At 64.0% G+C, this 11,378-nt stretch carries 9 protein-coding genes; 4 read left to right on the forward strand and 5 right to left on the reverse strand.

The genetic code is table 11. The features are described 5' to 3' along the window. Positions 1-30: 30 nt before the first annotated feature. Positions 31-777 (reverse strand): SDR family oxidoreductase, encoded by a 747-nt coding sequence (locus NKH89_RS29635; protein ID WP_352493829.1) that lies wholly within the window; start codon positions 775-777, stop codon positions 31-33. A 274-nt stretch (positions 778-1,051) separates the two neighbouring features. Here NKH89_RS29635 and zwf point away from each other — a divergent pair, with 274 nt between their 5' ends. The 3 genes from zwf to edd all read left to right on the forward strand — a co-directional run bounded on the left by zwf (position 1,052) and on the right by edd (position 5,113). Continuing rightward, positions 1,052-2,521 carry a glucose-6-phosphate dehydrogenase gene (gene zwf, locus NKH89_RS29640; protein WP_023719411.1) on the forward strand — a complete coding sequence of 490 codons (1,470 nt, stop codon included), beginning with the start codon at positions 1,052-1,054 and terminating at the stop codon, positions 2,519-2,521. Then, positions 2,503-3,216, forward strand: a complete 714-nt coding sequence (pgl, locus tag NKH89_RS29645) for a 6-phosphogluconolactonase (protein ID WP_352482394.1) — start codon at positions 2,503-2,505, stop codon at positions 3,214-3,216. Before zwf ends, pgl begins: the two co-directional genes overlap by 19 nt. A 73-nt stretch (positions 3,217-3,289) precedes the next feature. Next, entirely contained in the window at positions 3,290-5,113 is a 1,824-nt protein-coding gene (gene edd, locus NKH89_RS29650; RefSeq protein ID WP_352482395.1) for a phosphogluconate dehydratase, read from the forward strand. A 48-nt stretch (positions 5,114-5,161) separates the two neighbouring features. Here edd and NKH89_RS29655 read toward each other — a convergent pair whose 3' ends face one another. The 4 genes from NKH89_RS29655 to NKH89_RS29670 form a co-directional block, all read right to left on the reverse strand. Continuing rightward, entirely contained in the window at positions 5,162-6,829 is a 1,668-nt protein-coding gene (locus NKH89_RS29655) for a vWA domain-containing protein (RefSeq protein ID WP_352493827.1), read from the reverse strand. 112 nt (positions 6,830-6,941) lie between these two features. Continuing rightward, complete coding sequence (locus NKH89_RS29660; RefSeq protein ID WP_023719415.1) at positions 6,942-7,940, reverse strand: GlxA family transcriptional regulator; 999 nt, start codon at positions 7,938-7,940, stop codon at positions 6,942-6,944. 16 nt (positions 7,941-7,956) lie between these two features. Further along, positions 7,957-8,856: a bifunctional methylenetetrahydrofolate dehydrogenase/methenyltetrahydrofolate cyclohydrolase FolD gene (gene folD / locus NKH89_RS29665; protein WP_352592537.1), complete on the reverse strand. Its 900-nt coding sequence runs from the start codon at positions 8,854-8,856 to the stop codon at positions 7,957-7,959. Positions 8,857-9,064: 208 nt separating this feature from the next. Next, entirely contained in the window at positions 9,065-9,715 is a 651-nt protein-coding gene (locus NKH89_RS29670; RefSeq protein WP_352592534.1) for a hypothetical protein, read from the reverse strand. Positions 9,716-10,474: 759 nt separating this feature from the next. Between NKH89_RS29670 and proC the strand changes: the two genes are divergently transcribed. After that, positions 10,475-11,290 (forward strand): pyrroline-5-carboxylate reductase, encoded by an 816-nt coding sequence (proC, locus tag NKH89_RS29675; RefSeq protein ID WP_352592533.1) that lies wholly within the window; start codon positions 10,475-10,477, stop codon positions 11,288-11,290. The last annotated feature ends 88 nt before the right edge of the window (positions 11,291-11,378 follow it).

Raw genomic sequence — 11,378 nt, forward strand, 5'->3', positions numbered from 1 at the left:
CAGCCGCCTGTCGCCGGATGGCCTAGGGGTTCAAATGCAACGGCCGCCGTCGACTTCCAGCGCCACGCCGGTGATGAAAGCTGCTTCATCCGATGCGAGCCAAAGCGCGGCATTGGCCACGTCAAGCGGCGTCGAAAGCCGGCCGAGCGGGATCGATGCGCGGAACTTCTCGCGGATCTCGGGTGTGTCGGCGCCCATGAATTTCTCAAGCATGCCGGTCTCGCCGGCGACCGGGCACAGGCAGTTGACACGGATGTTCTTTGGCGCGAGTTCCACCGCCATCGATTTGGTCGCGGTGATCGCCCAGCCCTTCGATGCGTTGTACCAGGTGAGACCAGGCCGCGGCCTGATACCGGCCGTGGAAGCCGTCGTCAGGATGACGCCGCCGCCTTGCCGCTCCATGGCCGGCACCACGGCAAGTGCTGCGTTGTAGATTGCCTTCATGTTGACTGACGTGATCAGGTCGAAGGTCGCTTCGTCGACTTCCAGCATGTCACCGTTGCGATGGGTGTAACCGGCATTGTTGACCATGATGTCGATGCGACCGAAGACGCTCATTGCAGCATGGACCATGTCGTCGAATTCGGACCGCAGCGAGACGTCGGTCTGGGTCCAGATCGCCTTTTCGCCGATCTCGCCGGCGACGCGCTCTGCGTCCTTGGCGTTCAGATCGGCGACAACGACCCGCGCGCCCTCCTCGGCAAAGCGCCTGGCCATGCCCTCGCCAAAACCCGAGGCAGCGCCGGTGATGATGGCGACCTTGTTTTGGAGGCGCATGCCTTTCTCACTCATCGTTGAAGACGATCGACGACGCGTTTGGCCATGGCCATCGAAAGATGTGTGTCCATTGCCGATTTCTCCTTTGGCTTTCGCCTTGATCCCGCTCTATGCTGCACCTGCGAACGCTCCCGGAAGCATCGCTTGCCGACAAGCCTCCGGCCAGAGCCGGTGTCAAGAGCACACGCGGATGTGACGCAATGACACTGGCAAGTTTAAATCGATTAGATTATATCAGCCGCGTTATCGCGACCGGCGTCAGAGCGGACAGACCATGACCAGCCAGATCATCCCCGTCGACCCTTTCGACTTTATCATTTTCGGCGGCACCGGCGATCTGTCGGAACGCAAGCTTCTGCCGTCACTGTACCACCGGCAGCGCGACCACCAGTTTTCCGAGCCGACGCGCATAATCGGCACATCACGTTCGAAGATGACCGATGAGGAATTCCAGTCTTTCGCCAGGCAGGCGATTGCCGATCATGTGAAACCGGAAGATATCGACGCCACGGAACTGAAAACGTTCCTCGCACGGCTCTCCTATGTCCCGGCCGACGCAACCACAGGTGCCGGCTTCGACAGGCTGAAGAAGGCGATCGGCGACAGCGAACACATCCGCGCTTTCTATCTGGCGGTGGCGCCGGCGCTATTCGGCGACATCTCGCACAAGCTGAAGGAGCACGGGCTGATCACGCCGAATTCGCGGATCGTGCTGGAAAAGCCGATCGGCCGCGATCTCGCTTCGGCGCGCGCGCTCAACGACCTGGTCGGCGACGACTTCCATGAAAGCCAGATTTTCCGCATCGACCACTATCTCGGCAAGGAGACGGTGCAGAATTTGATGGCGCTGCGCTTCGCCAACGCGCTCTACGAGCCGTTGTGGAATTCCGCCAATGTCGATCATGTGCAGATCACCGTGGCCGAGACGGTCGGCCTGGAAGACCGCGTCACCTATTACGACAAGGCTGGCGCGTTGCGCGACATGGTACAGAACCACATGCTGCAGCTGCTCTGCCTCGTCGCCATGGAGGCGCCGTCGTCGATGGACGCCGATGCCGTCCGTGACGAAAAACTGAAAGTGCTGCGGGCGCTGAAACGCATCAACGGCAACGAAGCGCCCAAGCACACGGTGCGTGGGCAATACCGTGCCGGCGCCTCGGCCGGCGGGCCGGTGAAGGGCTATGTCGAGGAACTCGGCAAGAACAGCAACACCGAGACCTTCGTTGCGCTCAAGGCCGAGATCGGCAACTGGCGCTGGGCCAGCGTGCCGTTCTACCTCCGCACCGGCAAGCGGCTGGCGACCCGCGTTTCGGAGATCGTTATCGAATTCAAGCCAATCCCGCATTCGATCTTCGGCGAGAGCGCCGGGCCGGTCTCCGCCAACCAACTGGTCATCAGGCTGCAGCCCGACGAAGGCGTCAAGCAGTTCATCATGATCAAGGATCCGGGCCCGGGCGGCATGCGGCTGCGCCAGATCCCGCTCGACATGAGTTTTGCGCAATCCTTCGACGGCCGCGCGCCCGATGCCTATGAGCGGCTGATCATGGACGTCATCCGTGGCAACCAGACGCTGTTCATGCGCCGCGACGAGGTCGAGGCTGCGTGGAAATGGATCGACCCGATCCAGGACGCCTGGGAAAGCGGAAGGCAAGAGGCGCAAGGCTACACCGCAGGCACATGGGGCCCCTCGGCCTCGATTGCGCTGATCGAACGCGATGGGCGGACATGGCACGAGAGCAATTAGGCGGCGCCTACAACTGGCACGAATTTGCCGGACGCCAGGAGTTGGCGACAGCGCTTGCCGGCCACGTCGCCGGCCGCCTGTCAAAGGCGATCGCCGAGCGCGGCACGGCACTGCTTGCAGTCTCGGGCGGCACGACGCCGGCGAAATTCTTCGCGGCGCTTTCGACCGTTCCTATCGCCTGGGAAAAGGTGACGATAACATTGGTCGACGAGCGCTTCGTGCCGCCCTCGTCGCCGCGCTCCAATGCCGGTCTGGTTGCCGCCAACCTGCTGCAGAACGCGGCCGCCGCCGCGAATTTCGTGCCGCTCTACCACGCTGCGGCAACTATCGCGGGCGCAGCGGTCTCCGACAGTGAGGCGCTGCAAGTGCTGCCCTGGCCCCTCGATGTTGTTGTGCTCGGCATGGGAACTGATGGCCACACCGCCTCGTTCTTTCCGGATGCCGACAACCTGGCAAGATTGCTCGATCCGTCGTCGCAAAGGATCGTGCTTCCGGTTCACGCGGCAAGCGCCGGCGAGCCGCGGCTGACGCTGTCACTGGCGCGGATCATCAATGCCGGCTTCATCGCGCTGCATATCGAGGGCGCGGAAAAACGCACCGCATTCGAGGCCGCGCTTGGAGTTGGAACACGAAAGCCCATTCGCGCCGTGCTCGATGCAACTCAAAAGCCCGTAGAGGTTTTCTGGGCACCCTGATCTCAACTTGGCTGCAGGTCCCGGCAACAGCCGGAAGGTGTTTGCGGGACCTCGCCTGAAAGGACCGACCGCCATGACCGCAAGACGCGACATCGAAGCCATCACCCAGCGCATCCGTGAGCGCTCCAGGCCCGGTCGCGAGGCTTATCTCGGCCGCATCGCCGAAGCCTCGAACCGCACCGCCAACCGGGCCGTGCTGTCCTGCGGCAACCTGGCCCATGGCTTTGCCGTGTGCAGTCCTTCCGAAAAGGTGGCGCTTGGCGGCGACCGGGTGCCGAACCTCGGCATTATCACCTCCTATAACGACATGCTGTCGGCGCATCAGCCTTTCGAGACGTTTCCGGCACTGATCAAGGACGCGGCCCGCGAGGCCGGCGGCATCGCCCAGGTGGCCGGCGGCGTGCCCGCGATGTGCGACGGCGTAACCCAGGGCCAGCCCGGAATGGAGCTGTCGCTGTTCTCGCGCGACGTGATCGCCATGGCCGCGGCGATCGGCCTGTCGCACAACATGTTCGATGCCGCCGTCTATCTCGGCGTCTGCGACAAGATCGTGCCGGGGCTGGTGATCGCGGCGCTGACCTTCGGTCATCTGCCGGCGGTCTTCATCCCGGCCGGGCCGATGACGACCGGCATTCCGAACGACGAAAAGGCCAAGATCCGCCAGCTCTATGCCGAGGGCAAGGCGGGGCGGGCCGAACTGCTCGAAGCCGAATCCAAATCCTATCACGGGCCGGGAACCTGCACTTTCTACGGCACCGCCAATTCCAACCAGATGCTGATGGAGATCATGGGCCTGCACACGCCTGGCGCCTCGTTCGTCAATCCGGGCACGCCGCTGCGCGACGCGCTGACCAGGGAAGCGACCAAGCGGGCGCTGGCGATCACAGCGCTCGGCAACGCCTACACGCCAGCCGGGCGGATGATCGATGAGCGCTCGATCGTCAACGGTATCGTCGGCCTGCACGCCACCGGCGGTTCGACCAACCACACCATCCATTTGATCGCCATGGCGGCGGCGGCCGGCATCGCCATTACCTGGCAGGATATTTCCGACATCTCGGAAGCGGTGCCGCTGCTGGCGCGGGTCTATCCGAACGGCCTTGCCGATGTGAACCACTTCCACGCCGCCGGCGGGCTCGGCTTCCTGATCCGCGAACTGCTCGACGCAGGCATTTTACATGAGGATGTGCAGACGGTGTGGGGCGAAGGGCTGCGCCCCTACGCGGTCGAGGCCAAGCTCGGCGCCGATGGCGGCGTCGTGCGCGAGGCCTCGCCGCGCCAGAGCGGCGACGAGAAGGTGCTGGCGCCGTTCAAGAAGGCGTTCCAGCCGAGCGGCGGGCTGAAAGTGCTTTCAGGCAATCTCGGCCACGCCGTCATCAAGACATCGGCGGTCAAGCCGGAGCGGCGCATCATCGAGGCACCGGCCAAGGTGTTCGACAGCCAGCAAGGGCTGAACGAGGCGTTCAAGGCGGGGTCGCTGACCGGCGACTTCATCGCCGTCATTCGGTTCCAGGGCCCGAAGGCCAACGGCATGCCGGAATTGCACCGGCTGACCACCGTGCTCGGCATCCTGCAGGACCGCGGCCAGCATGTGGCGCTGGTTACCGACGGGCGCATGTCGGGTGCCTCCGGCAAGGTGCCGGCGGCGATCCACGTGACGCCGGAAGCGGCGGAGGACGGGCCGATCGCCAGGATTCATGACGGCGATATTATCAGGCTCGACGCCGAGGCCGGAACGCTCGAGGTGCTGGTGCCGGCCGGCGATTTCGCACTGCGCCGGCCCGCGGACAGCGACCTCATAGGCAATGAATTCGGCTTCGGCCGGGAGCTCTTCGCCGGGTTCCGGCAGATGGTGGGCCGCGCCGACCATGGCGCGAGCGCCTTCGGCGTGGCGTGACTTTTTCGGCCATGAGGAAGAGCGGCTGGTGGCCGCTCTCCCTTGGATCTATTGAACCGTCAGCTCGGCTCGCGCGCCGGCCCTGACCGTTACCGCGCCTTCCTTCGAGCTGCTGTCCGACTTCTCCGAAACCACCGCGTAGTCGCCAACCGACAAGGTGGCCTGATACTTCTGGTCATAGGCGTAGCCGACCGACTTGCGGGTTCCATCGATGTTCTTCTTGGCCTCGAATATCTCGATCTTCGAGGCCCCTGGCGCGGTGATCGCCAGCACGCCGGCGTTCATGGCGATCTTCAGATCCTGATGTTCGCCAATTTTGACACTGAACGGCTGCTCGGCCACCGCGAGATCGACGGTCGCGACCATTACATAATCGTCGGGCGGCAGATCGAACTTGCTGTCGGGGCCGTAGGCATAGGTCACCTCCTGCCTGGTCCCGCCGATGTCCTTTTTCGCCTGGAACACCTTGAAGCCGACGCCAGAACCCTCGGCCTTGTCGCCACCGGCAGCATAGTAGGCGTTGGCGACGACATGCCCGACGCCGACGATGATATCCTTGTCGATGACCCTGCCGGCGGCAAGCGGGACCGTCTCGGTAACCACGCCCTGGCCGATCGTGACGGTCACCTTCTCGTCGCCGGCCGGCAGCACGACTTTCGTGTCGCCATAGTAGGTCGGCAGGGTGTCGACGCCTGGATAGGCGATCACGACCGCCGCGCCGCCGTCAACGTCCGCCCCTTCGCTTGGCCGCGGGTGGATAACCAGCGTGCCGGCATTCAACGTGAAGAGCGGCTTGGCGACCTGGCCAGGCTCGATCTTGATCTTCTGTTCGGCTTTGGCCTCGCCGGCGCGCGCGACGACGATATAGTCGCCCGCCTCCAGATTGCCCTTGTAGGCACCGTACTCGGTGGCGACGGGATCGCCGCGCGTGCCGTCGGAATTCGCCTTATAGATCTCCCAGGCATTGCCGTCGGTGACGGGATCGCCACCTTCGGCAAGCACGACGGTGGGCACGAAATTGGACTCCGCCGGCTGGGCAGGCGCCGGCTGGGGAGCAGGCTCCGGGGCGGCAGCCGGTTCAGGAGCGGATGGCGGCGGCGCAACGGTCTCGACGAGGGCGTCCTGCAATGCCTTTTCATCCGATGCTTCGATATATTTGCCGCCGGTGTTATCGGCCAGGCAGGCGACCTGCTTGCCTTCGGCAGCCGTCAGGCCAAAGCCGACGACATCGACGGTGAAGTCGATGCCGGCAGCCTCAAGCTCCTTGCCGAGCGCACAGGGATCGCCGCTGCATGTCTCGATGCCATCGGTGATGAGAACGACCGTCGCCTTGTCCTCGGTGTATTTCAATGCTTCCGCCGCTTGCTTGACAGCGGCGGTCAGCGGCGTCTTGCCCTGAAATTTCAAGCTGTCGGCCGCGGCTGAGATCGCACTTGCCGAGCCTGCCTGCGGCGGCACGATGAGTTCGATGTCGTCGCAACTGGCCTTGTCGCGATGGCCATAGGCCATGAGGCCGATTTCCTCATCGGCCGGGACCGATTGCAGCACGTTCCGCAGCGATTGACGGGCGATTTCGAGCTTGGGCTTGCCGTCGATCTGCGCCCACATCGAGCCGGAGGCATCGAGAATGACGATGACGCGATCGGCGGCGAAACCGAACCCCGTCGTCCAGAGCAACAGGGCCGCCGCAGCGACGCTCCGCACAAATCCCGCCATCAAAAATCTCCCCCGTCAGTCGCCGCCGCTCGGCGCCGGAACGCTATTTGACGCCGCGTCGCGACACAAGCCCGGACGGAGTACGAAGCTGCGTCGCCTCTCTGCCAAACCCTCAATAGGTCGTGCGGCGTTCCTCGGAAGGCGGCCGGCCGAATTGCAGCCGGTAGCTCTGGGCAAAATAGGAATGCGAGGTGAAGCCGGTGGCGATTGCCACGTCGAGGATCGGCATGTTGGTCTGGCGCAGCAATTCGCGCGCCCGCTCGAGCCTGAGCCGCATGTAATAGCGCCCGGGCGTCACACTGAGATGGCGCAGGAACAGGCGCTCGACCTGGCGCACCGACAGGCCCGCCGACTTGGCGAGCTGCACCGCCGACAGCGGCTCGTCGAGATGGTCGGCCATCAGCTCGACGATGCGGCGCAGCTTCTCCGACTTGCCGGTCAGGTCGCGTTCCGGGCCGACGCGCTGGCGGTCCCCGGCCGAGCGGATGCGCTCATGCTGGAACTGGTTGGCGACGCCATTGGCGAGACTCGAGCCGAAATCGCCGCGCACGATTTCCAGCATCAGGTCGATCGAGGTGGTGCCGCCGGCGCAGGTGTAGCGCTTGCGGTCGATCTCGAAGACGTTGCCGGTGCAGTTGATGTCCGGAAAGCGTTCGAGGAACCCGGCGCGGTTTTCCCAATGGATGGTGCAGCGATAGCCATCGAGCTGGCCTGCTTCGGCAAGCAAATAGGAGCCGACCGAAAGCGCGCCGAGCGCATTGCCGCGCCGGCCCCAGCTGCGCAGCGCCGCCAGCACCTTGCTCTTGCCGGGAAATTCCGTCGTCAGCCCGACCGAGACGAAAAGGATATCGACCGGCGGCAGATCGACAACGGCGTAGTCGATCTTGAGCGGCAGGCCGTTGGAAGCCATGACGGCATCGCCGTCGGCCGACACCGTCGTCCAGCCATAGAAATCGCGGCCGAGCAGCCGGTTCGCCGACCGGAACGTGTCGATTGCCGCGGCCAGCGAGAACATGGAGAACTTGTCGACCAGCAGAAACCCGAACTGCCGGCCGCCCTGAACGGGATCATTGGTGACCGGCCGTTCTAAGGGAACAGTGAGGTTCGGCAAGGACGCTGCTCTCTGGTCAGAAGGAAGGCCGTTTCAACCCGGCTGCGAGGTAGGCGGAAGCTAGCGTGTTGGCCATCAGCATGGCAATGGTCATCGGCCCGACGCCGCCAGGCACCGGCGTGATGGCGCCGGCCGCCTTCGCTGCTTCGGCAAAGGCGACATCGCCGACGAGGCGGGTCTTGCCTTCGCCCTTTTCAGGTGCGGCGATACGGTTGATGCCGACGTCGATGACGGTGGCGCCAGGCTTGACCCAGTCGCCGCGGACCATTTCAGGCCGGCCGACGGCTGCGACCAGAATATCGGCGGTGCGGGCAAGCGCCGGCAGGTCCCTGGTGCGGCTGTGTGCGATGGTGACCGTGCAGTTGGCGGCAAGCAGTAGATTCGCCATCGGTTTGCCGACGATGTTCGAGCGCCCGACGACGACCGCATTGAGGCCGGACAGATCCTTGCCGCGCACCCGTTCGATCAGCAGCATCGAGCCGGCCGGCGTGCAAGGCACGAAGGCGGTCTCGAGCTCGCCGGTGCCGAGCTTGCCGACATTGATGAAGTGGAAGCCGTCGACATCCTTCTCCGGCGCGATGGTCTGGATGACTTTGCCGGCATCGATATGGCCGGGAAGCGGAAGCTGCACCAGGATGCCGTTGATGGCCGGATCGGCGTTGAGCTGGCCGATGATCTTCAACAGGTCCGGCTCGGAGGTCTCGGCCGGCAGCGTGTGCTGAACCGAATGGAAGCCGCATTCCTTGGCGGTGCGGGATTTGGAGGCGACATAGACCTGGCTCGCCGGATCCTCGCCGACGATGACCACCGCGAGGCCGGGCTGCCGTCCGCCCTTTTCCGCCAGTTCGGCGACCAGGGCCTTGACCCGCCGCACCACGTCTTCGGCGACGCTTTTTCCGTCAATCAACTCAGCCATGAACCACCCTCGACGCCGATCGCCTAAGCCTGCCGCGTTAAAGCATCCCGCGGCGTACTCCAGATACCTTTTATGCATGTCGTTGCCCAGAACCATGCGCAGCCGGGCGGACATGCAGCGCGGCATTTTCACGAAAATCGAGCCGGGCAATCCCGTCAATGCGCCGTCCCATGCCGCTAACTCGAAACCGGCATGTTTTATTCGACGCTTAGAAATAGCGGCGCGTGCGGTTTTCGGTGAGCTCGCGAACCGCTTCGCGGAATTCACGCAGGCTGGCACGGATTTCCTCGATCTGGCTTTGCTGATCGGCGGCTTCCGAAACCTGATTTGCCTCCTTCGACCAGGCCTGAGTATAGGCCGAATGCTGCGGCGTGGGTTGCTGCGGATAAGGTGGCTGTCCGGCATAGAGCGGCTGTAGATCGAAGGCAGGCGGCATCGCTGCGCCGGAATTTGTCGCGGCGGAAGTCTCGCCGGACGCCATCTCCTCCGGCGCTCTGCCGGGCATGAGCCTGCGCAGCGCCGACAACACGGTACCGATCGGACCCCGACGCGCTGCCCGGTACGCTTTGTCCTCAGCGGGACCGGCATCGCGGCCGCCAACGGAGCCAGCGGGGTCGAACAATACATCGGCAGCTGCAGGCTCTTCCGTCAGTATGGTGGCGGCCTCCGGCCCATCAGGATGGAGCTGGCTTGTGCCGGCGGCTGCCAACAGGATCGGACTGGCACGCGCCTCGCGGCGCGACCGGGCGAGACGATGCCGTGTGGCGGCATCCTCGCGCCATGACGCGCCTGCACGGTCCTCTAGCGAAACCAGCGATGCTTCGTCCTCGTCGCGCACTGCCTCGACGAGCGACAGCAAGGACAGCTCGTTCCTCCGGTGTTGACGATTATCCCTGTAAGCCATGGTTCCTGGAGCTTTCCCCTAGGGCTGGGACGTAGCGACCGTCCACTGGTTAAGCGATGCTAAACAGGCATAGGAAATAAAAGGTTAATTTGGTCGGCTGAGAGACCTCGTTTCCCGCCTTAAGACAATGCCATCGAGTTCGTCGCCCGCGATTGGTCGATCACTCGAAAAATGGCGGGATGTCGGTTAGGGTTGGAGGCAGACGTTCCATTGTTCATGAAGTCGCCATCTTGAACACCGTCAGAATTCGGGGGAGGCTATCCGTATGATAACGCCAGACACTCCGTTTGCGCTGATGCTGGAGATGCACGCTGTGCTCTTCGGAGTTCCGGTGCTTAGTCTGCTGGCAGGGACCGCAATCCTTGCTTTGATACGCCCATGGCGCTTTCTTCAGGGGCCGTGGCGACTTGCAAGATGGCTATGGGAGTCGGCGTCGTTGCCGTGGCAGTTGTGCTTGGTTGGGGAGGATTTCTTGTCGGCTTTGGTGCGCTGTTGGAGAATCCAGGCTATCGCTCCCACCTCGTCTGCAATCCCTGTTTTTAGTCTGGGATGGGCCGAACCTGGCCGTCCAGAGTGATCGGGTCAGGACTGACCGAGCCCGATCAGGCGGCGAAAGCGGCGACATAACCCGGCCCCTGATAAGGTCCGAGAGGGGCTTCCCCGTCCGCCCATGAACGTCTATGGCAAAGCCAACCTTTCGAATGGAGAGCTTCGATGACGATCAGGCTTGTTCTCGCCGGTTGCGGCAATATGGGCTACGCCATGCTCTCGGGCTGGCTGAAAGCCGGCAAGCTCGCTCCGGCTGCGGTGTTCGTGGTCGAGCCCAATGCCGAGTTGCGCAAGCGTGCCGAAGCACTGGGCTGCGCTGCTGCCGCGGATGCCGGCGTCATCCCGGCGGACGCCGTGCCGGCCCTCGTCGTCCTTGCGGTCAAGCCACAGGTGATCCGCGACGTGACGGCTGGCTACATCCGCTTCAACGATGGCCGAACCACTTTCCTCAGCATCGCCGCCGGGACGCCGGTCGCCACGTTCGAAGGCATTCTCGGCGACCGCGCGCCGATCGTGCGCTGCATGCCCAACACGCCGGCGGCTATCGGCAAGGGCATGATGGTGGTGTTTTCCAACAGGCTGGTTTCCGAGGACACCAAACACCTTGTCGCCGATCTGCTTTCGGCGAGCGGGCAAGTGGCCGACATTGACGACGAGGGCCTGATGGACGCGGTGACGGCAGTCTCCGGATCCGGTCCAGCCTATATCTTCCATTTCATCGAAGCGCTGACGGTGGCCGCCGAGAAGGCTGGCCTGCCGGCCGGGACTGCCAAGCTCTTGGCAATGCAGACGGTCTACGGCGCCGCATCGCTGGCCGCCGAAAGCGGCGAGGAGCCCGGCGTGCTCAGGCAGCAGGTGACCAGCCCCAACGGCACCACGGCTGCGGCCCTTGCAGTACTGATGGGCGAGGACCGGCTGACACGCCTGCTCACCGAGGCGGTGGAAGCGGCGCGGCTGCGGTCGGTAGAGCTGGGGAAGTAACAGCTGTCGAGGCGTGGGTCGGCCGTGCGTTTCAGGGGCAATAGCAAACGCTCTGTAGCGATCCTTCGCGCCCCCCTCTGTCCTGCCG

The sequence above is a fragment of the Mesorhizobium sp. M0923 genome (genome assembly GCF_040319365.1).
Lineage (GTDB): Bacteria > Pseudomonadota > Alphaproteobacteria > Rhizobiales > Rhizobiaceae > Mesorhizobium.

Excerpts from the sequence above, each read along its gene's own strand:
- NKH89_RS29635 (WP_352493829.1), bottom strand. The coding sequence starts at position 777 with ATGCGCCTCCAAAACAAGGTCGCCATCATCACCGGCGCTGCCTCGGGT.
- zwf (WP_023719411.1), top strand. The coding sequence starts at position 1,052 with ATGACCAGCCAGATCATCCCCGTCGACCCTTTCGACTTTATCATTTTC.
- pgl (WP_352482394.1), top strand. The coding sequence starts at position 2,503 with ATGGCACGAGAGCAATTAGGCGGCGCCTACAACTGGCACGAATTTGCC.
- edd (WP_352482395.1), top strand. The coding sequence starts at position 3,290 with ATGACCGCAAGACGCGACATCGAAGCCATCACCCAGCGCATCCGTGAG.
- NKH89_RS29655 (WP_352493827.1), bottom strand. The coding sequence starts at position 6,829 with ATGGCGGGATTTGTGCGGAGCGTCGCTGCGGCGGCCCTGTTGCTCTGG.
- folD (WP_352592537.1), bottom strand. The coding sequence starts at position 8,856 with ATGGCTGAGTTGATTGACGGAAAAAGCGTCGCCGAAGACGTGGTGCGG.
- proC (WP_352592533.1), top strand. The coding sequence starts at position 10,475 with ATGACGATCAGGCTTGTTCTCGCCGGTTGCGGCAATATGGGCTACGCC.